We start from the raw sequence: 23286 nt of genomic DNA, 5'->3' as shown, positions 1-23286 counted from the left end.
CCGATGAAAGAGATCTCCTGCAAGCTTCTCGTCATCGGCGCCGGCCCCGGCGGCTATATCTGCGCGATCCGCGCCGGCCAGCTTGGCGTCGACACTGTGATCGTCGAGAAGGGCAAACCCGGTGGCACCTGCCTCAATGTCGGCTGCATTCCGTCCAAGGCGCTGATCCATGCGGCAGAGGAATATGAGCAGGCCGTGCACATGGCTGCCGGAAAAAGTCCGCTCGGCATTTCAGTTGAGAAGCCGTTGCTCGATCTCGGCAAGACCGTCGCCTGGAAGGATGGCATTGTCGGCCGCCTTAACAGCGGCGTTTCCGGCCTGCTGAAGAAGGCCAAGGTGAAAATCGTTGAGGGCACGGCGAAATTCCGAGACGGCAAGACCGTCGAGGTTGAGACCGAAACCGGCCTGCAGGTCATCCGCGCCGAGACGGTCGTCATCGCCACCGGTTCGGCGCCGGTCGAACTGCCGTTCCTGCCGTTCGGCGGCCCGGTCATTTCGTCGACCGAAGCGCTGGCGCTGCCAAAGGTGCCGGAAAAGCTTACCGTGGTCGGCGGCGGCTACATCGGCCTCGAACTCGGCATCGCGCTGGCGAAGATGGGATCGGCGGTGACGGTGGTCGAGGCCGAAGCCCGCATCCTGCCGCAATACGATGCCGAACTCACCCGCCCGGTCGCCAAACGGCTTGCCGAACTCGGCATCGAGGCGCTGACCGGAGCAAAGGCCAAGGGGCTCGCATCGAAAGGCGGCGCGCTGCTCGTCGAAACGGCCGATGGCGCGGAGAAGAAGATCGCCGCCGACAAGATTTTGGTCACGGTCGGACGAAAGCCCGTCATGGAGGGCTGGGGCCGCGAGGAGATCGGCCTCGACATGGCCGGCAAATTTATCCGCATCGATGACCAGTGTCGCACCTCGATGCGCGGCATCTTTGCCATTGGCGACGTCACCGGCGAGCCGATGCTGGCGCATCGTGCCATGGCGCAGGGTGAGATGGTTGCCGAAATCGTCGCCGGCAACAAACGCAATTGGGACAAGCGCGCCATTCCGGCGGTCTGCTTCACCGATCCCGAAATCGTCACCGCCGGCCTGTCGCCCGACGAGGCGCGGGCGCAGGGGCGCGAGGTCAAGATCGGGATTTTCCCGTTCTCTGCCAATGGACGCGCCATGACCATGCTCGGAGAAGCCGGTTTTGTTCGTGTGGTTGCCCGCGCGGACAACCATCTTGTCCTAGGCATCCAGGCGGTCGGTCGCGGGGTGTCGGAGCTTTCGACCGCGTTCGGCCTGGCGCTGGAGATGGGGGCAAGACTGGAAGATATCGCCGGCACCATCCACGCGCATCCGACGCAGGGCGAAGGGTTCCAGGAAGCGGCGCTCAAAACGCTCGGCCACGCCCTCCATATCTAGATTTCGGCGAGGTCAGATCTCGTCGAAGCGGCTGCCTTCGCGGGAGGGATACCGGCTGATCGCCGCTTCCTCCTCGTCGTCGGGCAGGGCGGCGTCGCTCTCCTGGTAAGGATTGTCGTCGTTGTCGACGTCCTTCTCGGCCTCGTCCTCCTCGATCTCCTCGACATGGGCGAGGACATCCTCGTTGACGATGTCGGTGTCGACGTCGCTGTCGGTCACGCGGTTCCAGTCTTCGCGGTCTTCGCGCTCCGGTGCGGGATCGCGATCGGTTCCATAGGGTCTGCGATTGTCGTTCATGGCTTTGCACCTCCAATTTTCCGTTGGAATAACGGTCGGGCTGGCCGCGGGTTGCAATCTGGAACGGTAGATAAGCCTCTGTGGCGCTGCCGCCGGCGACGGTTTGGGCGAAGGCTGCTGCCAACTGGAACGATCTTGAACAGGACTGCGGCAGATGCCGACCTTGCATCCTTCGAAACGCGTGCCTGCCGCCGCCGACCGCTATATCGACGGCCGGTATTCCTGGATGCGCCTGCTCATCTCCATCGTGCTGGCCACCATCGGCGGCGCTGGCATGTGGGCGGTGGTCGTCGTGCTGCCCGCGGTGCAGGCCGAATACGGCGTCGACCGTGCCGACGCCTCGCTTCCCTACACGATGACCATGCTTGGGTTCGCGCTCGGCAACGTGATCATTGGCCGCATGATCGACCGGATGGGTTTCGTCGTACCTGCGCTCTTCGCGGCAGTCATGCTCGGCGCCGGTTTCATCCTGGCCGCGATGGCGGGCTCGATCACCCAGTTCTCGATCATCCAGGGCTTGTTGATCGGCATAGGATCATCCGCGACGTTCGGCCCGCTGATCGCCGACATCTCGCACTGGTTCGTCAAGCGGCGCGGCATCGCGGTGGCCACCGCCGCCTCAGGCAACTATCTCGCCGGGGCGCTGTGGCCGATGGTGATGCCGCCCTTCATCCTGTCGGAAGGCTGGCGCACCACCTATATCGGAATCGGCGTCTTCTGCCTCGCCACCATGCTGCCGCTGATCCTGATGCTGCAGCGCAAGCTGCCACGCGAACTCATTGGCGGCGGTGCCGCGAAAGCCATCCTGACCCAGCCGATCGGCGTGTCGCCGCGCCTGCTGCAGGCGATGCTGGTGGTGGCTGGCCTTGGCTGCTGCGTCGCCATGTCGATGCCGCAGGTGCACATCGTCGCCTATTGCCTTGATCTCGGCTACGGCGTCGCCCGCGGCGCCGAGATGCTGTCGGTCATGCTTGCCGCCGGCGTCGTAAGCCGGCTAGCCTCCGGCTTTCTGGCCGACCGCATCGGCGGCATCCGCACCGTCCTTATCGGCTCGGTCTTGCAATGCCTGTCGCTGTTTTTCTACATTCCCTTCGACGGCCTGGCGTCGCTCTACATCGTCTCGCTGGTGTTCGGCCTTTCGCAGGGCGGCATCGTGCCATGCTATGCCATCATCGTCCGGGAGTATATGCCGGCCTCCGAGGCCGGCCGGCGCGTCGGCATCGTGGTCATGGCGACCATTCTGGGCATGGCGCTGGGCGGATGGATGTCGGGATGGATCTACGATCTCACGGGTTCTTACGCCATGGCGTTCCTCAACGGCATCGCCTGGAACGTTCTCAACATCGCGGTGATGGCCTACCTGTTGTGGCGGTCGAACCGGGCGCTCGCAGCGCACCGCGGCGGGCTGGCCGTGCAAGGCTGAACCGTCGTGGCATCAGCGATAGGCGTTAACTGCGCCAGAAGCTTGCTACGGTCCGCAAACACACCGGCTTTACAAAATGCCCCGGCAATCACAGTATCGCGGCTTCGCCCGGCAAACCTGCCGGGTAAAAATACGCTGCAACTTGCAGGGGTTATAGGGAGGTTTTCATATGCGTAGCGTCAAACACAAACTCTTTGCCGCATCGGTCGCCGGCATCGCCATGCTGGCGGCATCGGCCGCCGCACAGGCGGCCGATGTCAAGCTCGGCTTCCTCGGCGGTTTCACCGGGCCGATCGAAAGCCTGGTGCCGCCGATCCACGCCGGAGCCGAACTCGCCGTCAAACATGTCAATGAACAGGGCGGCATCCTGGGCGGCGGCAAGCTGACCATGGTACAGGGCGATTCGACCTGCGCCGACGCCACCGCCGCCTCGAACGCCGCTGACCGTATGGTCAACGCGGAAAAGGTGGTGGCGCTGGTCGGCCCGCTCTGCTCGGGCGAAACGATTGCCGCCGCCAACAGCGCGGCGATTCCGGGCGGCGTGGTGATCGTGTCGCCGGCCGCGACCTCGCCGGCGCTGACGTCCATCGAGGACAAGGACCTTCTGTTCCGCACCACCCCGTCCGACGCCTACAGCGGCGACGTGCTGGCCAAGATCCTGAAGGGCAAGGGCGTCAACAGCATCGCCATTACTTATGTCAACAACGACTACGGCAAGGGCTTTGCCGAGGCGCTCGATGCGGCCTTCAAGAAGGAAGGCGGCACTGTCGCGGCCAAGGAAGCGCACGAGGACGGCAAGGCGGATTATCGCGCCGAGCTCGGCTCGCTGGCTTCGGCCGGCGCCGACATGCTGGTGGTGCTGGCCTATGCCGACGGTTCCGGCCAGACGGTCATCCGGCAGGCGCTCGAAGGCGGCGACTTCTCCAAGTTCGCCGGCGGCGACGGCATGATCAGCGATTCGCTGGTCAAGAACATCGGCGAAGGCAAGCTCGACGGTTTCGTCGGCACCAAGATCGGCCGTTCTGAAACCCCGGGCACGGCGAAATACGCCGAACTGGCCAAGGCCGGCGGGCTCGACCCGGCAGCATCGTTCGGCCCGCAGGCCTATGACGCGGCCTTCCTTCTGGCGCTCGCCATCCAGAAGAACGGCAGCGACAGCCGTGAAGGCATCAACAAGGCGCTGCGCGAAGTCTCCTCCGCCCCGGGCGAGGCGATCTATCCCGGCGAATGGGAAAAGGCCGCGAAGCTGATCGCCGAAGGCAAGGACATCAACTATGAAGGCGCTTCCGGCGCCCAGGAGTTCGATGCCGCCGGCGACGTGCCGGGTGTCGTGATCGAAGTCGTCATCGAAGGTGCGGGCTTCAAGGAAGTCGGCCAGGTCAATTAAGCCGATCAAGTCGGTAAGTGAACGAAAGCCCGGCGGGGAACCGTCGGGCTTTTTCGTATCGACGTACTACCCATGGCCAGCGATCTTGACGATGTAATGAATATTCCTTACCTTCTGTAAGGGAGATATTCCGATGACCACCATCCTTGAAGAAATCAGCACCATTACTGCGAAGGGGCAGACTACTGTGCCGAAGGCGGTCCGGCAGGCTCTGGGCGTCGATACGGGAGACCGCATCGCATTCAGGGTCGACGAGCACGGAGTCAGTGTCCATCGCGCAACCGGCGACGATGAGGATCCGGCGATCGAACGCTTTCTTGCGTTCCTGGCAGAGGATATCGAACGCCGCCCCGAAGCGGTGAATGCGTTGACACCGCAATTGGCGGAGCGCATCGCAGCCTTGACGAAGGGCGTCGATGTCAGTGCCGACCAGCCCATTCACGGCGACGTCGATCTCTGACGATGCTGGCGATCAACGGGTGGCAGCTCTTTGCGCATCCTCTCTTTCTGGATCAGTTGGAAAGGCTGATCGCGGCGGTGGAGCGCGCTAAAGCAAAGGATCCCGAAGGCTACCGCAGCACGGCGAACGCCAAGCTGCTTGGTGCGATCGAAAGACTGATTTTCGAACAGATACCCGACGATCCAGCGCTGCCTGAGTATCGGCAGGGCACGACATTGGGCGGCGGCCGAAAGCACTGGTTTCGCGCAAAATTCGGGGGAGGACGGTTCCGCCTGTTCTTCCGCTACAGCAGCGAAGCGAGGATTATCATCATCGCATGGGTCAACGATGAAACTACATTGCGGACATATGGGGCGAAAAACGATGCCTATGCGGTATTCCGCACTATGCTGGACAAAGGCAATCCGCCCGATGACTGGGCTTCGTTGCTTGCCAGCGCCTCAAATAAGGCCGCGACCTCGCGGCTGAAGGCGATCAGCGGGATCTGATCACTCGTACTTCACCACCTTTTCCGGCAGCAGGCCCTGCGGCGCGAAGCGCAGCACCAGCGTGATCACCAGGCCGATGACGAACACGCGCATCTGCAGCGCGCGCGTGGCGAGGTCGGCGGGTGCTTCCCAGCCGAACAGCTGGTTGGCGAGCGTGGCGCCATGGTCGAACAGGAAGAGGGCTGCCGGTTCCGACATGATCCAGACGATGTAGACCAGCAGCGCGCCCAGAATGGTGCCGAGATTGTTGCCGGCGCCGCCAAGGATCACCATCACCCAGATCAGGAAAGTGTGGTTGAGCGGCTGGAAGCTGGCCGGGTCGAAGATCGTCGAGAAGGTGACGAGCGCGGCGCCGCCGATGCCGATGATGAAGTTGCCGAGCACCATCATTTCGAGGCGGCGGCGGTTGACGTCCTTGCCCATAGCGGCGGCCGACAGTTCGTTGTCGCGAATGGCGCGCATCATGCGGCCCCATGGCGAAGCCCAGGCGCGTTCGAGCAGCACGTAGAAGACGACGATGAGGGTCGCGGTCACCGCAAGATAGGAAGCGCGCGACATCACGAAGCCGAGTTCGGTGGGTGTCGGCACCGGCCAAGGCAGTGGAGAAACCGTCAGCGTGCCCTTGGTCAGCCAGTCGGCGTTTTTGAGGAACGCCTTGACGATTTCGGAAATGCCGAGCGTGGCGATCGCCATGTAGTCGGCGCGCAGGCCGAGCGTGATGCGCCCCATCGCCCAGCCGAGGCCGCCGGCCGCGATGCCGCCGAGCAGCCAGCCCAGCCAGACGGGCATGCCGAACCCGCCGACGAAACGGGCTTGCGCCTCGATGAGGGAGGCTGCGGGGTCGAGTGCGCTGGTCACCGCCAGGTAGGTGGCTGCGCCGACGATCAGGGTCAGCAGCGTGCGGTATTTCTTCGGCAGGCCAAGGCGATGCGTCTGGCTCGCCGCAAAGGTGAGGGCGACGCCGATAAGCAGATAGAGGCCGACCCGGCCAAGCATCGCCGGTCCGGCCGAATTCCAGAACAGGCCATTGACGGGGTAGGAAACCAGCATCGACACGAACGCCGCCGTGGCGATGAAGCCCATGACGCCGACATTGAAAAGGCCGGCAAAACCCCACTGGATGGTCAGGCCGAGCGCGATCAGCGCAAAGCAGCTTGCCTCGACCAGCATGCGCACGCCGTAGGCGGCGCCGAGCCAGGCGAATACCAGCGCAACAAGGACGGCGGTGCCCGAAATCATCAGCAGGGCACGGGTGCGATAGGTGATCATTTCACCAGGCTCCCTTTGAAGATGCCGGTCGGTCGCCAGATCAGCACCGCGATAAGGATGAAGAAGGGAACGACGATCTTGTATTCGGTCGGCACGAAGGCGAGCTTTTGCGGCAGTTCGAGCCATTCGGGCATGAAAGGCTGCAGCGGCCTGAGCAGGACGCCCCAGTTGAACACCGCGAGCGTCTCGGTGAAGCCGACCAGCAGGCCACCGGCGATGGCGCCGAAGGGCTTGCCGATGCCGCCGACGATCGCCGCGGCGAAGATCGGCAGCAGCGCGTTGAAGGAAAGATCCGGTTTCAGCGAAACGTCGAGCGCCAGAAGCGTGCCGGCGGCCGCGGCAAGCGCGCCTGCGATGATCCAGGTTGTGCGCACCACGTGATCGGTGCTGATGCCCGAAATGCGGGCGAGATCTGCATTGTCTGCCATCGCCCGCATCGCCTTGCCCATGCGCGAGCGCGTCAGGAAGAAATGCAGCGCCACGACTACCGCCGCGGTGAACAGGATCAGCAGAAGCTGCGGTTCGGTCAGAACGATGTCTCGGCCGCCGAATGGAATTTTGTAGATGTCCTTCGAGCCGGCTTCCATCTGGCGCGCCTCGGTTCCGGCGAACAGCCGGATCAGGCCCTGCATCATCAGCATGACGCCGATCGAGGCCATGACGATGACGATGGGTTTCACATTGGCGGTTCTGAGCGGCTTGTAGAAGACACGGTCGATGCCGATGGCAAACAACGCGGTGATGGCCATGGCGATCGGCATCAGCACGAACGGGGTTGGCAGGCCGATCAATGCGCCGGCAGTCGGGAAGATCGCGGTCAGGATCAGCGCGAAGAAGGCGCCGGCGGTCATCATGTCGCCATGCGGGAAATGCGAAAACCTGAGGATGCCGGCAATCAGCGTCACGCCGACCGCGCCCAGTGCGTAGATCGAGCCGATGATCAGGCCGGCCAGCAGCCCCTTGTTGATGAAGAATACGAATTCGTTCATCGGCAGCGCGGCGAGAATTCCGGTTTCGCCCATGGTTATTCTCCGCCGCCGAGGAAGCTTTTGGCAACGTCCGGGTCGGCCAGGAGTTCGGCGCCGGTTCCGGTGAACCGGTTCCTGCCGGTCGCCAGCACGAAACCGCGATGCGCGATGGCCAGCGCCTGCCTGGCGTTCTGCTCGACCATCAGGATGCCGACGCCGGATTTGTTGATGGCGATGATGCGGTCGAAGATCTCGTCCATGTAGAGCGGCGACAGGCCGGCCGTCGGCTCGTCGAGCAGAAGCAGGCTGGGCTCGGTCATCAGTGCGCGGCCGATCGCCACCATCTGGCGCTGGCCGCCGGAAAGCTCGCCTGCCGGCTGCTTGCGCTTGTCTTTCAGCGGCGGGAAGAAACCGTAGACCTGGTCGAGCAGGTTGCGGAAATCGTCGCGCCTTATGTAGGCGCCCATTTCCAGGTTCTCGTGCACCGACATTGTGGGGAAGACATTGAATTCCTGCGGCACGAAGGACAGTCCCTCGCGCACCAGTTTTTCCGGCGCGAAATTGGTAATCGGCCTGCCGTTGAAAACGATGCTTCCTTGCGAAACGCGCAGCAGGCCGAACAGGGCTTTCAACGTCGTCGACTTGCCGGCGCCGTTCGGCCCGACGATGACGCCGATCTCGTCGGCCTCGATGCTGATGTTGACGCCATTAAGGATATTGGCGCCGCCATAGCCGCCGTGGATATCCGCCATTTCGAGGAGGCTCATGCCCGCTTTTCCACCTTGCCGCCGCCGAAATAGGCTTCGATGACGCCTTCGTGGCGGCGGATTTCCTCCATCGGCCCCTGCATCATCACCGAACCGGCGGCCATCACGATCACCGGGTCGCACAGCCTGGCGATCAGGTCCATGTCATGCTCGATGACGAAGAAGGTGAGGCCTTTTTCCTTGTTGAGGCGCTCGACCGCGGCGGCCAGGTCGTTCAACAAGGTGCGGTTGACGCCGGCGGCGATCTCATCGAGCAGCACGACGCGCGGCTCGGTCATCATCACTCGGCCAAGTTCCAGCAGCTTCTTCTGGCCACCGGAAAGATTGCCGGCGCGCTCGTTCTTCACATGCGTCAGCCGCAGCAACTGCATGACCTCTTCGGCCTGGCCGCGCGTGCCGCGTTCCTCGTGCATCACCCGCCCGCGCCTGAAGAAGGCGTTGATGACGTTTTCGCCCGACTGGTTGGCGGGCACCATCATCAGGTTCTCCAGCGCCGTCATGTTGGAGAATTCCTGGGCGATCTGGAAAGTGCGCAGCAGTCCGCGCGAGAATAGCTCATGCGCCGGCAGGCCGGTCACGTCCTTGCCGTCGAGCAGGATCTTGCCGGATGTCGGCGCAAATGCTCCGGCGACCATGTTGAACATTGTCGTCTTGCCGGCGCCGTTCGGGCCGATCAGCCCGGTGATCGAGCCTTTTTCCACCTTGAGCGAACAGCGGTCCACGGCCAGCAAATTGCCGAAGCGTTTGCTTACATTCTCAACGTCGATGATTGTCGTCATGGTTCCCGCAGCGTGTTCCAGAGGTGCGCACGTGCCGGTCGGAACCTCCGCCCGCATCTCGTCACCTCTCCCCATGCCGGTCATAACCACGCGGCGCGGGGTTTGACAAGCACGGCAGGCTTGTATCCGGAGTTTCAGGCGCCGCGGTTGGAAAGTTTTATGTGGCAGCAACCCGAACCGTGGCCGGGCGTCCACGTGACGTTCTCGAAGCGCACGCCGGTCACTTCGAACAGGCCGCGGTCGAAGGCGCCGGCGATGCGGCACAGCGTTGCGAGCTTTTCCTCGCCGACACCAGCCTCGACCCAGGCGTCCTTCAGCGGGCAGCGCTTCACCTTGAAGCTGATTGCTGTGGCGCTGCGTTCGACATCGGTCGGGTACATGCGTCCGCCGTCGGGACTGATTGCCAGGAATGCCTCGCCGATCTCGCGTGCGTCGGTCGGGCCGAATTGGGAGAAGGCAAGTTCGGCGACTTCCTGGCCGCGCTTCTCCACCACCCTCACCATGATCGCTTCGGCCTTGTCCGGACCGTATTCGCCGGCCAATTCGTCATAGAAGAGCCGGTAGAGATCGGCGCGGTTGCGGAAAGCGAAATCGAGTTCCCGGCTCAGCGTCTCGGCTCTCGAAGCGGCGTCGGTCATTCAGGCATTCTCCGTCGAAATTCCGCAGCGCAATCGCGGCACGGCAGCGACCAGCGCTTTGCCAGTGGCCGATTGGGGATCGGCGATCACCTGCCGCGCTTCACCCATCTCGACAACTCTGCCGGCGTCCATGATCGCCACCCGGTGAGCCACGGCACGCACAACGCCGAGATCGTGCGAAATGAAGAGGTAGGCGATGTTTTCCTCGCGCTGCAGGTCGGCCAGCAGTGTGAGGATGTCGCCGCGCACCGAAACGTCAAGGGCCGAAACCGCTTCGTCAAGCACAACCAGCGACGGTCTGGTGGCGATGGCGCGGGCAATCGCCACGCGCTGGCGCTGGCCGCCGGAGATTTCGTGCACGGCACGCTCGCCGAGGTCCGGCGAAAGGCCGACGCGTTCGAGCAATTTGCGGATCAACCCGGGCCGCTCGCCACGGCTGCCGATGCCGTGAATGCGCAGCGGGTCGTCGATCACCCCGGCCACCGTGGCGCGTGGGTTGAAGGCGGCTTGCGGATCCTGGAAAACCATCTGCAGGCGGGCCCGGGCGGCGCGCAATCGCCCGCCGCTCAAAGCAAGCAGATCCTGCCCTTCGAACGAAATACCGCCGCTGTCGGGCTCGATCAGGCGCAGGATGGCGTGGCCGAGCGTCGATTTGCCAGAACCCGAAGGCCCGACCAGCGCGAGCGTCTCGCAGTGGGCGACGTTGAGGCTCACGCCGTTGAGTGCGGCGACAGGCCTGCCATTGCGCGAAAAACGCTTGCCAAGACCGCGCACTTCGAGCAGCGGCGCACTCACCGGACTGTCTCCTCGAGGCCGAGATGCGCCTGAAGCAACAAGCGGGTGTAGGCTTGTTGCGGCGAGGCGACCAGCGCTTCGGTTGCACCGGCCTCGACCAACTGCCCGTTGCGGAACACCGCGATACGATTGGCGATTTCAGAGGCGAGCGCGATGTCGTGGGTGATGAACAGCAACGACGTGCCGTCCTCATCGACCAGTTGCCGGATCAGCGCCACGATGTCCCGTTGCACGATGGTGTCGAGCGCGCTGGTCGCCTCGTCGGCGATCAGCAGTCCTGGTCTGCCGGCGATTGCCGCGGCGATCGCCACGCGCTGCTTCTGGCCGCCGGAAAGCTGGTGCGGGTAGGCTTTGCGCAATGCCGCCGGCTCCGGCAGCTTGACGCGCGCCAGCAATTCCTCGGCCAGCGCGTAGGCCTGCCGCCAGTTCATGCCGCGATGCGCCCGCGCCACCTCGGCGATCTGCTCCCCGACCGCCATGACGGGATCGAGGCTGGCTGAAGGATCCTGGAATACGAAACCGATATCGCGACCGTTGACTGGTGGGCGGCCGAGCGAGGGCCATTCGATCCTGCCGGCGATCTTCGCCGAAGCCGGAAGCAACCCGGCAATCGCGAGCGCCAGCGTGCTCTTGCCTGAGCCGCTCTCGCCGATGATGGCCAGTTTTTCGCCGGCGCCGACATCGAGATCGACGCCGCTCAACGCTTCGACCTCCTGCCTGTCGCGGCGATAGGTAACGCTGAGCCTGTGGATATTCAGCGCCGGCGTCATGCGAGGCTCCGCCGCTTCGCCGCCGTCTCGACCGCGCCTTCGCCGGCGAGGTAGACGCCGAGCACCGTCAGCACCAGGGCGATGCCGGGGACGATCGACAGGAACGGCGCGGAGCGTAGCACCGTGCGGCCTTCGGCGATCATGCCGCCCCAGGTGACGCGGTTGGGGTCGCCGAGCCCGAGGAAGGAGAGTGCGGCCTCGACCAGGATCGCCTGCGCGACGATCACCGATGCCAGCGCCAGAACCGGCGGCAGAGCGTTGGGCAGAACCTCGCGGAAGGCGATTTCCAACGGGTGCATGCCGGCGACACGCGCCGAGGCGACGTAGTCGCGCTCGCGGATCGACAGCACCTCGGCGCGCGCAATACGCGCCGGTCCGGTCCAGGCGCTGAGCGCGATCGCCGCAACGACGACACCGAGCGAGGGACCGACAACGCTGACGAAAGCCAGCGCCAGCAGGAAGCCCGGCACGGTCTGGAAAGCATCGGTGATGCGCATCAGCACTTCGTCGGTCCAGCCACCGCCGAAGCCTGCCAGCGTGCCGACGATGGCGCCGACGGCGATCGAGGCTGCCGCTGCCGCCAAGCTGACCGCCAGCGAGGTGCGCGCGCCGTGAAAGATGCCGGCCAGCACGTCGCGACCCAGCCGGTCTGTACCGAGCGGCAGCGACCAGTCCTGGAAAGGCCGCAGCAACGCCGGCCCGGCAATCGACAGCGGGTCGCGCGGGAAGAAGAAGGGTGCCGCCAGCGCCACCAGAACGAAAGCGGCGAGCAGCAGGGCGCCTGCCAGCCCTTCCGGCGTTTTCAGGAAGCGGTGGATGATGGTCACGCAGTCGCCTCGCTGGCGCCAACGCGCGGATCGAGGAAGGCGTAGAGGATGTCGACGATCAGGTTGATGGCGATGACCAGCACTGCGCTGACCAGGATGATGCCGAGAAGCAGCGGCGTGTCGCGCGAGGCGACCGCCTCCTGCGCCAGCCGCCCGAGGCCCGGCACGGAAAACACCGTCTCTATCACCACCGAGCCGCCCAGCATCTGCGCCGATTGCAGGCCGAGCATGGTGACAAGCGGCAACAGCGCGTTGCGGGCGACGTGGCGGATGACGATGCGCCGGAGCGAAATGCCACGCGCCTTGGCCGCCAGCACGAAATCCTGTCGCCAGGCTTCCGCCATGCCGGTCCGCATCATGCGCAGATAAAGCGCCAGATAGATGAACCCGAGCGCAGCCACCGGCAGCACCAGATGGCGGCCGATGTCGAGCGCCCGGCCGAGACCGGTTTTTCCCGAGGCGATGGTCTCGATGCCGCTGATCGGAAACCAGCGCAGCTGCACAGAAAACAGCACCGTCAACACAAGCCCCAGCCAGAAGCCCGGCACGGCATAAAGCGCCAGCGAACCGATCGACAGGAAGCGGTCGCGAAAACTGCCGGGCTTCGCACCGGCGACGATGCCGAGGGCGGAGCCGAGGCCGAAGGAGAGGGCGGTGGCGCTGCCCATCAGAAGCAGCGTGTTCGGCAGCCGCTCGAGAATGACGTCGAGGATCGGCCGCGAAAAGGTGACCGAGTGGCCGAGATCGAGATGCGAGAGCGACCACAAATAGGTGGCGAGCCGCGTCATCGGCGATTGGTCGAGCCCCCAACGCTGGCGCAGCGCTTCGATCAGGCCGGCGTCGCCGCCGGTCGACACGATATAGGCATCGACGGCGTCACCGGGTGCGGTTTCGAGCAAGAGAAATGTGCCGACAATGACGATCAGCAGCACCGGAATGGCGCCGATCAGGCGGCGGCGGATGAGGCGAAGCGCGCGGTTCATGGGGTGTGCCGTCGAGTGCTCACCCGAGCGAGTTCAGCATTATCGCAATCGTGCGGCAAGCAACTGATGGTCCGCCGCTACGCCTCCACCCAGGTATCTGCCCAGTTCGACACCGCCCAGCGCGGATTGTTGGAGACGTTCTTCACCGTATCGCGCGCCACGGTGATGAAGCCCCATTCGGCGACGTTGATCAGCGGCAGGTCTTCCGCCACCTTCTCCTGGAAGTCGCGGTAGAGCGCGATGCGCGCATCCGGGTCGAGCGTCTCGGCAGCCTTGGCGATGATGCCGTCGAGTTCGTCGTTCCTGTAGCCGCCCTGGTTGGAGAACGGCACGCCGTCGGGAATGCCGCTCTGCACCAGTATGGTCGTCGAGATCGCCGGGTCGCCACGGAACACCGGCGGCCCCACCGCCAGATCGAAGGCATGGTCGGTGTAGACGGCCTTCTGGTGCGCGGCAGCATCGTTGTTGACCAGTTCGGCATCGATGCCGATTTCGGCCAGCGCTTGGCGAAGATATGAGCCGAACTGCTTGGTTTCGTTGAAATAAGGAGCCGGCAGCAATTTCAGTGCAAAGCGCGTCCCGTTGTCGGCGCGGGGGTAGCCCGCCTCGTCGAGCAGTGCGTTCGCCTTGGCGACGTCGAAGGCATATTGCGGCACGTCGGTGGTGTAGAACTGCTTGTCATTGACAGGCACGATGCCGGTCGAAGGCGTCGCGTAGCCGAGGAAGACCGTCTTCACGACGAATTCCTTGTCGATCGCGTGGGCGATCGCCTGCCGTACTTTCAGGTCGGCCAATTCCTTGCGGCGGTGGTTGATCTCAACCACGAGCTGGTAGGTCAATGCCTCATAGCCCTTCGAGATCACCGAAATGCCCGGCACTTTCGAGATGCGCTCGAGGTCGGCGAGCGGCACCGCCGAGAAAGCGGCGAGGTGGATTTCTTCCGCTTCCAACGCGCCGGCCGCCGCCGCGCGGTCGGGCAGCACGCGATAGACGATCTCGTCGAGATGCGGCAGGTCCTTGCCCCAATAGGAGGCGTTTTTCTCCAGCCGGTAATATTCGCCGGCCTTATGTTCGGCGAACTTGAAGGGCCCGGTGCCGACAGGCGCGTTGTTAGCCGGATTCTCGGCGATGTCGCCGGTTTCGTAGAGATGTTTCGGCACCACGGCGGTCAGCGGCGGCAGTGCGTTGCGGATCAGCTGGAACGGCGTCGGCTTGGAGAATTTGAACACCGCGGTGTGCTCGTCCGGCGTGTCGACGGCTTCAAGGTCCTTGAAGACGACGCGGCCAAGGTTCTGCAGCGGCTTCCAAATCTGCAGCGCCGAGAAGGCGACGTCGGCGGAAGTGAACGGCTTGCCGTCATGCCAGGTCACGCCTTCGCGCAGCTTGAATGTCACCGACAGGCCGTCGGCGGACCCTTCCCAGCTGGTGGCGAGGCGCGGCGCCAGTCCGTCCTTGCCGTCGAACGAGGCTTCGGCCAGCGGTTCGACCACCTTGCTGGAGATGAAGAAAACGCCATTGGATGCGACGATCGCGGGGTTAAGGTTGCGCGGCTCGGAGTCGGCAGCGACGATCAGCCGCCCGCCCTTCTTGGGTTCCTGCGCCTCGGCGATGCGCGGCAGCGCGGTCGATGCCAGCAGCACGGCGGAGCCGGCAAGCACCCCGCGCCGTGAAATCCTGAAATCCAACATCATGTCACCCCTGATTACCGCCCGCGATCATGCGCAGCCGGGCCGATTATGGATAGAGGCGAGCATTATGCCAGAGAAGGATTTTCCCGCCACAGGTCGGATGACGAAAAACTCCGTTTCAATTCCGCAGCGTTTGCGGCGCCACTTCGCGACTGTGATAGCGTTCGGTGAGCAGCGTGACGCTCGCATCTTCGCAACATGAATCCACTGACGGCTCCAACGCGTTGATTTTCGGCCCAAATCAATGCCGCAAGCATTTGGAGCTGCGGCGTGAAAACTACTCGACAAACACTTTGACGCTTGCCGCCCGTCCGGCGGCGTCGACGACGGTCAGCGTCGAATAGCCGGTTCCATCGGGAAGCCAGTTGGCGATGCGTTTGCGCTGGATTTCGGCGAGCGGCTTGCCGTTGGCCAACCAGCGGAAGGGCGGCCGCCCGCCCTGCAGCTTCAGAACCAGCGGCGATCCGCCCTGGCTGGTCAGGTCGATGTGGGCCCCCTGCGGCGGAAAGACGATCTGAGGCGCCGGTTCGGTGGGGGAGGCCGGCGAGGCCGACAGCCCGTCCTCGCCCGGGGCGAAACGCACCAGCGTCACCGGCAGGTCCTCGTTCTTGGGCCGGAACGTACCGGCTGGCGGGCGGGCCAGCGGTACCGCAGCGACGCCGGATCGCGTAAAACCTTCAAACAGGATTGGCGCCGCCGAGACATAACCGGCAAGTCCCGCTACTGCGCCGGCATCCGGCCTGCCGACCCAGACGCCCAGCACATGGCGGCCGTCGAAGCCGACCGACCAGGCGTCGCGATAGCCGTAGCTGGTGCCGGTCTTGTAGGCGATGCCGCGCTCGGCCGAGCCTTCCGGCGGCTTCACGCCGGAAAGCATGTCGGCGATCTGCCATGTCGCCTGCGGCTCGAGGATTTCTATGCCGGCGGTCGCCGGCGGTACCTTCTCCGAGCCGTCCCGTAAAAGGTGCGCCTGGCCGCCATTGGCAAGCCCGGTGTAGAGCTGCACGAGGTCGCGCAGGGTCAGGCCGACGCCGCCGAGGCCGATCGCCAGCCCCGGCGCCTCGCCGGGCGGCAATTCCGGCTGCACGCCGGCGCGGCGGAAACGGGCGATCAGCCGCGTCGGGCCGACCGCGTCGAGCAGCCTTATCGCCGGCACGTTGAGCGACATCTGCAGCGCCTGGCGCACGCTGACGTCGCCCTGGTATCGCATGTCGAAATTACGCGGCCGGTAGCCGGAAAAGTTCGCCGGCCGGTCCTCGATCAGCGTTTCCTGCGCCACCAGCCCTTGTTCGACGGCAAGGCCGTAGATGAAAGGCTTCAGCGTCGAACCGGGCGAGCGCACGATGCGCGTCATGTCGATCCAGCCCGAGCGGCTGGGGTCGAAGAAATCCGCCGAGCCGACCGCGCCGAGGATATCGCCGGTGCGCGCGTCGGCCATGACCATGGCGACTGACAGCCGGGGGCCGAGTTTCACCGCAGCGTCGCGCGCAACCTGTTCCAGGCCGTCCTGCACGCTCTTCTTGATCGTCAGCCTGTGAGCGGGTTCGGATGGCGCGTTGCGCAAAGCCTGGTCGGCAAGATGCGGTGCGTGCGCGGGCAGGGCGCGCCGCGTTTCGGGCACCGCTTCTGCGGCGGCGCGCTGCGCTTCGCTTTCGCCGAGCAGCCCGGCGCTTACCATGCGGTTCAGCACACGGTCGCGGGCAGCTTGCGCGATGGCGAGGTTGCGGTCGGGCCGCCGCCGTTCGGGAAGTTGCGGCAATGCCACGAGCAGCGCTGCCTCGGCGACGGTCAGCCGCCGCGGCTCCTTGCCGAAATAGGCGAGCGAAGCGGCGCGTACGCCTTCCAGATTGCCGCCATAAGGCGCCAGCGTGAGATAGCGCTCGAGAATTTCGCGCTTGGTCAGCCGCCGCTCAATCTGGATGGCGCGGAACGCCTGCCGGACCTTGGCGCCGAGCGAGCGGCTGGTGCGTGGCTCCATCAGCCGGGCAAGCTGCATCGACAGGGTCGAGCCGCCCGAAACGATGCGTCTATTTGTGACCAGCTGCTTCGCGGCCCGCAGGATCGCCAGCGGGTCGACACCGGAGTGGTCGCGGAAACGCTTGTCCTCATAGGCGATCAGCATGTCCACCAGCTTCTGGTCGACCGTGCTGAGGTCGGTCGCCAGCCGCCAGCGGCCGTCGATGGTGGCAAAGGCCCGCAGCAGCGCGCCGTCGCGGTCGAGCACCTCGGTGGATACGGTGAGTTTTTCGGGCAGCGGCGGCGGGAAGTTTTTGTCGGCCCAGAGGAACCCGACGGTGGCGATGCCGGCCAGGGCCGCGACTACCGCGATCGCGGCGGCTGTCTTTCGCAAAAGCGAGGCAATCTGTTCCGGGGTCATGCGTAGGCGGCTAAGTTCTCCTCCCTCCCCTCGATGGGGAGGGTGGCCGCGTAGCGGCCGGGTGGGGTGATACGGCAGATATTTCACCCCCTCCGCCTCGCTTCGCTCGGCACCTCCCCCATCGAGGGGGAGGAGGGAATCGGGTTCTTCCGCCTGGACGCCCATTATTGTGCCGCCTTGACCTCCATCATGCCGGTCGCGGTGCGGGCCGAATATTGCGGCCGGTACATGTCCTCCACCACGGCGGCGGGATGCGTGTAGACGCCGGGCGTCACCGCCCGCACCACATAGGCGACGGTGGCAGATCGGCTGCCGCCCTGCGTGTGGTCGAAGGCGGCGACAAAGCGATCGTTGCGGAATTCGAGGTGGGCGGCTTCCGTCTTCGCCAGCCAGCCGAAGTTCGACAGTTCCGCACTCGACACCAGGCCCGGATTGTCGATCTCGAATCCGGCCGGCAACAAGTCCGTCACCAGCACCCGCGAGGGCCAGTCGTTCACCTCGTCGATCTTAAGCACCACTACATAACGTTCGTTCTGCTTCGCCTCCGTCACATTGGCCTCGGTGCCGTCGAGCGTGTAGTAGGTGCGCTCGATGGTGAAACCGTCGCCGCCCGCCGGCAGGGGCTGCGTCGGTGCGGCAACCGTCGTCACCACAGCGTCGACCGGGTTGGCGCCCGGATTGACGATGGTGATTGGATTGTCGAGCAGTTCCTGCCCGCTTACCCGTGTGGCGTAGCTGCCGGTATGGGCAGCGCCGTTCACCTGCAAGGCGATCGCCGCACTTCCCGCCTGGATGGCGCGGGCGGCGAGCAGCATCCAGGCCTCGTCCTGTGTGCTGGTATAGGTCGCCTTCTTGCGCGCCGCCGAAACGAGCTGCACCATGGCCGGCACCGTCGACGGCATCGGCTTCACCTCGGCCGCGAGCGACAGCATGGCCGCGCCGTCGCGCAGCTGCGAGCCATAGTCGGAGCGGTAGTAGTCATACTCCTTGCTGGTCCGGGCGAGTTGCAGCGCCACCCCGAAGGTCGCCTCGGCGCGCTGGTTGTCGCCGTAAAGCGCCAGCGACGCGGCAAGCTGAGCCACCGCCATGGGGCTGGAGAACGCCTCGATCTGCGTGTCGGCATAATAACGCATATCGCCGACCGAGGCTTTCTTGTTACGGGCCAGCACGTAAAGCGCGTAGGCGATTTCGTTGCCGCGGTCGGTGAGGTCGATGTCGTAGCCCAGCGCGTTCTGCAGATTGTCGAGTGCCTGCAGCATCGCCTGCTGCGGCACGTCGTAACCTTGTTCGCGCGCCCGGGTCAGGAAGTCGCTGACATAAGCGTCCAGCCACAGATCGCCGGAACCCGGCGACCAGAGGCCGAAACTGCCCGACGAAGCCTGATAATTGAGCACCCGGTAGATCGCCTGCTGGACGCGTTCGCGCAATGCGGGGTCTTCCGCCATGCCCGCCGCCTTCGCCAGTTCGCTGACATAGAGCAGCGGCATGGCGCGGCTCGTCGTCTGCTCGGCGCAGCCATAGGGATAGCGGTCGAGCGTCATCAGCAGCGACGGGATGTCGAAGGCAGAAGACGGCGACACGCCGACGCTGACGGTGGCGCCGTCGAGCAGGCTCGCCGCCAAAAGCTCGCGGTCGACCCGCAGGCTGCCGCCATTGGCCGCAAGGCTGACCACATTGCGCGTGGTGACCGGCATTGCGCCAGGCCGCACAGGCACGGACAGCGCCTCTTCGACGACAAGCCCGCTTGCATGCGACAGCGTCACGGTGACCGAGGCGTCGCCAGTGGCGTCCGCCGCGATCGGCACGAACAAGGTGTCGCGCTTGCCCTGGTCGAGCGTCACTTTCTCCGGCACGGGCGCGCCGCCGCCGGCCTGTATCTTGCCGTCGGTTTCGATCATCAGATTGTAGTCGCCGGCGGGGCCGTCGGTGTTGGCGATATCGAGCCGCAACTGCGCGGTGTCGCCCGGCGCCATGAAGCGCGGCAGGCCGGCCGTCACCACCACCGGCTCGCGCACGATCACGTCGGTCGAAGCATGACCGACCGCTTCCTTCGTCCACGCCACGCTCATCACGCGCACGGTGCCGTTGAACTGTGGAATGTCGAAATCGACGGTCGCCTTGCCAGCGGCGTCGAGCTTCACCGGTCCTGAGAAAAAGGCGACCAGCTTTTCGGTCGGCGGGCTGCCTTGCGCCGACATCGCCGCGCCGTCGCCGCCGGTGCGCAGCCTGCCGGTTGCGCCCAGCGAGCCATCGATCAGGCGGCCGTAGAGATCGCGCAGTTCGAGGCCGAGCTGGCGCTGGCCGAAGAACCAGGCCTCCGGATCCGGCGCCTTGTAGCCGGTGAGGTTGAGGATGCCGACATCGACGGCGGCCACCATCACATAGGCGTCGCTCGCCGGCTGCACGCCGGTGACGCTGATGGGAATGGACAGGGTCTGGTGCGGCAGCGTCTTTTCGGGCGGTGTCATCGCCACGCCGAGCTTGCGCGCGCCGGGATCGACCTTCAGCCATTTAACGCCGATGGCGCGGGCCGGCATGCGCGTCTCCTGCGCGTCGCCGGGCCGGTAAAGCGTCGCGGTCACATACGCGCCGGCGCCCCAGTTGGCATCAACGGGAATGTCGATGATGGCGCCGCCTTCCGGCACGCTGGCAGTCTGCGTGGCAAGCAGGCTCTCGGCCCCGATGGTGATCAGCAGTTCGCCGGCGAAACGCGGCGATACTTTCAGCTTGGCCACGTCGCCGGCCGCATAGGTATCCTTGTCGAGCGCGATCTCCAGCCCATCCGGCGTCTCGGTGGACGAGGCCTCGACATACCAGCCGGACTCGAACTCGAAGCTCGATGCCGGTCCAGCCGGGTCGTCGGTCTCGATCTCCAGCCGGTAGCGGCCCCAGTCGGTGGCGACGGTGATTTCGGCTTCCTTGTCGGCGCTCGCGTCGACCTTGCCATTGGCGACGGCCTTGGTGAAGGTCACCGGTTCGTAGTTCCAGGAATTGCCGTTGCGATACCACTGGTAGTTCCGCTCGATCTTGACCAGCGACCAGTTCAGCCCGTTGAGCGACTGGCGCGCGCCGTCCGGGTTGACGGCGATGATCTTGAAGCTTGCATTCGATGCCTGCGGCACCGCATCTCCGGAGAATTGCGGCGCGATGCCGATCAGCGCGCCTCGCGGCTTGATCTCGATGTCGAGCTTGCGCTCGACGGCGCGGCCGCCGCCTTCGCGCATGCGCACCGCCACCTCGGCGTTCAGCATGCGGGTGGTCGATGGCAGCTGGTCGAGCTCAACGGTGAAGGTCGCCTTGCCGTCGTCGCCCACCACCGGCAGGTCGGTCAGTGGCATGCGGGTGTCGTCGCCTTCCTCCTCGTCGGCGAGGCCGAAATGGTAGCCGTTGAAGCGTTCCCATTCCGTCATCGTCGACAGGTTGATCTCGCCTTCGAGCGACAGCCCGGCGGCCGGCGCTCCGTAAAGGAAGCGGCCGTCGACGGTCACCTCCGCCGCTTCACCCTGGGCGATCTCGTCCTTGTCGGCGGTCATGTCGAACTCGATGCGGTCGGGAACGAAATCCTCGACCAGGAACATCGACTGCGCGATCGCCGGCTGCTTGGGATCGGTGTAAATGCCCACCTGCCAGGTGCCGCGCATCGCGTTGACGGCGAGCGGCAGGTCGACGGCGTGGCCGCCGAGGGCGCCGCCATCGCTGACGATGCGGCGTTCCTCGACGCCGTCAGGCCGCGTGAAGATGAAGGTCAGTGGCAGGTTCTCGACCGCCTTGGCCGAAGCGTCGCGGGCCAGCGCCGCCACATGGACGTCCTCGCCGACGCGGTAGATGCCGCGTTCGGTATAGGCATAGACGTCGAGCGCCCCGGGTGCGGCGCGTCCTTCGACGCCACGATCCGTGAGGTCGAAGCCGGCGCGGGTCATGTCGAGGAACACGAAGTCGGCATCGCCCTGGCTTGCCATCACGACCGCCGGCACCTGGCCGCCGACGCCGCGCGTCAGGCCCGGCGTGAAGGTAGCGCGGCCTTCGGCGTCGGTCATAGCTGTGCCCAGGATCTCGTTGTTCCTTGCAAGCAGCGTCAACTCAATGCCGGCCAGCGGCTTGGCGCTGGCGAGCGAGCGGGCAAAGACGTTGAGCCCATCCTGGCCGGTATAGGTGGCCAGCCCGATATCGGAGACGACGAACCACTGGGTGGCCAGCGTCTCGTAGGAATCGCTGTTGTCGCCGACCGGCGCGGCGGTCAGCACATAGACGCCCGGCTTGCGCTGCGGCAACGCCTCGTCGATCGGGAAGCTGGTCGTCACTTCCTTGTTCAGCGCGTTGGCGATCGCCAGTTGGCCCTTCCAGACGGGCGCGCCCATCTGGTCTGAGATCGAGGTGAGGTCGTAAGTGTCGAGCTGGCGCAGGAACTGGTAGCCGGAGAGAAGCTGCGCCAGCGAGCGGTCGCCGATCCGGTAGAGCTTCACCTCGGCGGCGTCCATGTTGACGGTGACCACCGGGATGCCGCGCCGCGCCGTCGACGGCAGCACGAAGCTGTCACCGGTGAAGCGGGCCGACGGCGCCCGGTCGCGGACGTAGACCGAGAGCTGCACCGGCGCTTCCAGCACCTCGCCGATCGCCGCGGGCAGTCCGGCGCGGAACGCGACGCGGTAGCGCTTGCCATGCTCCAGGCCTTCGACGCAGATCTGCTTATCCTTGGCCTCGATGCCTTTCGGGGCCTGGTCGTCGACGGTGACGAAGGGCGCGTAGTCGACGCCAGACTTGACCAGTTCCTCCGAGAACTGTGCGCAGACACGCGGCGCGCTGCTGTCGGCGTCGATCGAATGGTCGACGACGCGGAAGCCCTTGCGCGCCTTCAGGTCCCGGTATTCGGCGGTGACGGCGGCGGAGTTCACCAGAGCGAGGCTCGCCTCATAGGCCGACAGCGCGGGCCGGTTGAGGTCGCGCCGGTCGAGCGTGGCGGCAAGCACGGCCAGTGCCTCGGCGCGTCCCTCGGCGGTGCGCAGGATCTGATAAGCGTTGAGGGCGGCGGACGTAGCGTCGCGCTGCAGCGTGGCGGCCTCATCGCCATTGGCTGGCTGCCCCGCCAGGATGGCGCGCGCCAGCTTGGTCCAGGTCTCGCCATCGTCGGGCGACAGCCGTATCGCTCCGGTAAAATTCTGAATGGCGCTGCGCGGATCGTTGGTCAGCGTGGCGTATTCGCCGGCCTCGATCAGGCCGGTAAGGCCGGTGTCTCCCGCCTCCGCGGAACCGTCGGTGAGCGTGGCGCGATAGGTGCGAGCATCATCTGCGAGGCCAGCGGGCAAGAAGGTCAGCGCCGGTGGGGCGCCGATGTCCGGTGCTCCGGATATCGCGACGATCTTGCCGCCGATGGCGCCGGGGAAGGGGTTGGCGCGGTTGAAGTCGGACTTCAGGAAGCACCATTTCGCCCTGGTGTTGTAGGTGAAGGCGCGGCATTGGGTATCGCCGAGGCAGGCCGACTTGCACTGGTCGAGCGTTACATTCTGTTCCGAGCGCAGGTCGAAGCCGAAATAATCGATATTGTCGCTGGTCACCACGGTGCGCGCCTCGCCGGCGGCGAAGGCGGGATTGAGCAAAGCCAGCAGTGCGACAAGGAAAACGGAGAAAACACTGAGCGCGCGCAGTGACATGTTGTCCTCCAAGACGTTGTCTGCCGGGCTGCAAATCAAAATTCTACAGCGACACTTTGCGCGTCTGAAGAGACGCGCCGCGCTGTAGTGAGCAAGCTTCCCCCGGGCTTGTCAACAACAGGAGCGGGCAGTCGACGGGCTGCCGCGGGTCGATTCGGACAACCTCGCAAGGAGGTCTAGGCCGGACGCGCGACCCCAGTGTGACCGATCGGCGGCCTCTCATGAAAACGGCGTACCCACCCGCCTATTTCTGGCTATTCGATTGTGGCGCCATTGCGGGCGGTTTAGCGGCAGTCAAGAAATTTGCGCGGACGAGGGAAG

Annotated in this window: 18 protein-coding genes; 5 read left to right on the top strand and 13 right to left on the bottom strand. The window is 65.1% G+C overall.

Translation table 11 applies throughout. The features are described 5' to 3' along the window. Positions 1 to 3 precede the first annotated feature (3 nt). A complete protein-coding gene (lpdA, locus tag F3H98_RS02500; protein WP_149757907.1) occupies positions 4 to 1401 on the top strand; it encodes a dihydrolipoyl dehydrogenase in 1398 nt (465 codons plus the stop codon). 12 nt (positions 1402 to 1413) lie between these two features. Here the strand turns inward: lpdA and F3H98_RS02495 are convergent, their stop codons facing one another. Beyond that, a complete protein-coding gene (locus F3H98_RS02495) occupies positions 1414 to 1698 on the bottom strand; it encodes a hypothetical protein (RefSeq protein ID WP_149757905.1) in 285 nt (94 codons plus the stop codon). Between the two features lie 154 nt (positions 1699 to 1852). On the opposite strand from F3H98_RS02495, the gene F3H98_RS02490 reads away from it, so the two are divergent. The 4 genes from F3H98_RS02490 (at position 1853) to F3H98_RS02475 (ending at position 5456) form a co-directional block, all read left to right on the top strand. After that, positions 1853 to 3121: an MFS transporter gene (locus F3H98_RS02490; RefSeq protein WP_149757903.1), complete on the top strand. Its 1269-nt coding sequence runs from the start codon at positions 1853 to 1855 to the stop codon at positions 3119 to 3121. Between the two features lie 169 nt (positions 3122 to 3290). After that, entirely contained in the window at positions 3291 to 4508 is a 1218-nt protein-coding gene (locus F3H98_RS02485) for an ABC transporter substrate-binding protein (protein WP_149757901.1), read from the top strand. A gap of 133 nt (positions 4509 to 4641) precedes the next feature. Then, positions 4642 to 4968, top strand: a complete 327-nt coding sequence (locus F3H98_RS02480; RefSeq protein WP_149757899.1) for a type II toxin-antitoxin system PrlF family antitoxin — start codon at positions 4642 to 4644, stop codon at positions 4966 to 4968. Positions 4969 to 4970: 2 nt separating this feature from the next. Further along, positions 4971 to 5456, top strand: coding sequence for a type II toxin-antitoxin system YhaV family toxin (locus F3H98_RS02475; RefSeq protein WP_149757897.1), 486 nt, complete (start codon positions 4971 to 4973; stop codon positions 5454 to 5456). Here F3H98_RS02475 and F3H98_RS02470 read toward each other — a convergent pair whose 3' ends face one another. From F3H98_RS02470 to F3H98_RS02415, 12 genes are all read right to left on the bottom strand, one after another. Next, positions 5457 to 6725: a branched-chain amino acid ABC transporter permease gene (locus tag F3H98_RS02470; RefSeq protein WP_149757895.1), complete on the bottom strand. Its 1269-nt coding sequence runs from the start codon at positions 6723 to 6725 to the stop codon at positions 5457 to 5459. After that, entirely contained in the window at positions 6722 to 7747 is a 1026-nt protein-coding gene (locus F3H98_RS02465; RefSeq protein WP_244621568.1) for a branched-chain amino acid ABC transporter permease, read from the bottom strand. Before F3H98_RS02465 ends, F3H98_RS02470 begins: the two co-directional genes overlap by 4 nt. A 2-nt stretch (positions 7748 to 7749) precedes the next feature. Next, complete coding sequence (locus F3H98_RS02460; protein ID WP_149757893.1) at positions 7750 to 8460, bottom strand: ABC transporter ATP-binding protein; 711 nt, start codon at positions 8458 to 8460, stop codon at positions 7750 to 7752. Beyond that, a complete protein-coding gene (locus F3H98_RS02455; protein ID WP_149757891.1) occupies positions 8457 to 9239 on the bottom strand; it encodes an ABC transporter ATP-binding protein in 783 nt (260 codons plus the stop codon). The genes F3H98_RS02460 and F3H98_RS02455 overlap by 4 nt, the downstream gene beginning before the upstream one ends. 134 nt (positions 9240 to 9373) lie before the next feature. Beyond that, positions 9374 to 9877: an L-2-amino-thiazoline-4-carboxylic acid hydrolase gene (locus F3H98_RS02450; RefSeq protein ID WP_149757889.1), complete on the bottom strand. Its 504-nt coding sequence runs from the start codon at positions 9875 to 9877 to the stop codon at positions 9374 to 9376. Further along, positions 9878 to 10672, bottom strand: a complete 795-nt coding sequence (locus F3H98_RS02445; protein WP_149757887.1) for an ATP-binding cassette domain-containing protein — start codon at positions 10670 to 10672, stop codon at positions 9878 to 9880. Continuing rightward, complete coding sequence (locus F3H98_RS02440; RefSeq protein WP_149757885.1) at positions 10669 to 11442, bottom strand: ABC transporter ATP-binding protein; 774 nt, start codon at positions 11440 to 11442, stop codon at positions 10669 to 10671. Before F3H98_RS02440 ends, F3H98_RS02445 begins: the two co-directional genes overlap by 4 nt. Further along, complete coding sequence (locus tag F3H98_RS02435) at positions 11439 to 12269, bottom strand: ABC transporter permease (RefSeq protein ID WP_149757883.1); 831 nt, start codon at positions 12267 to 12269, stop codon at positions 11439 to 11441. Before F3H98_RS02435 ends, F3H98_RS02440 begins: the two co-directional genes overlap by 4 nt. After that, positions 12266 to 13252: an ABC transporter permease gene (locus F3H98_RS02430; RefSeq protein WP_149757881.1), complete on the bottom strand. Its 987-nt coding sequence runs from the start codon at positions 13250 to 13252 to the stop codon at positions 12266 to 12268. Before F3H98_RS02430 ends, F3H98_RS02435 begins: the two co-directional genes overlap by 4 nt. A 77-nt stretch (positions 13253 to 13329) precedes the next feature. Beyond that, positions 13330 to 14940 carry an ABC transporter substrate-binding protein gene (locus tag F3H98_RS02425; protein WP_149758371.1) on the bottom strand — a complete coding sequence of 537 codons (1611 nt, stop codon included), beginning with the start codon at positions 14938 to 14940 and terminating at the stop codon, positions 13330 to 13332. Positions 14941 to 15217: 277 nt separating this feature from the next. Beyond that, positions 15218 to 17317 carry a penicillin-binding protein 1C gene (gene pbpC / locus F3H98_RS02420; protein ID WP_149757879.1) on the bottom strand — a complete coding sequence of 700 codons (2100 nt, stop codon included), beginning with the start codon at positions 17315 to 17317 and terminating at the stop codon, positions 15218 to 15220. Between the two features lie 164 nt (positions 17318 to 17481). After that, positions 17482 to 22965: an alpha-2-macroglobulin family protein gene (locus F3H98_RS02415; protein ID WP_149757877.1), complete on the bottom strand. Its 5484-nt coding sequence runs from the start codon at positions 22963 to 22965 to the stop codon at positions 17482 to 17484. Positions 22966 to 23286: the final 321 nt, after the last annotated feature.

The organism is Neomesorhizobium albiziae, assembly GCF_900114255.1.
Classification (GTDB): domain Bacteria; phylum Pseudomonadota; class Alphaproteobacteria; order Rhizobiales; family Rhizobiaceae; genus Neomesorhizobium; species Neomesorhizobium albiziae.
This window is presented reverse-complemented; position numbering and strand designations above follow the sequence as displayed.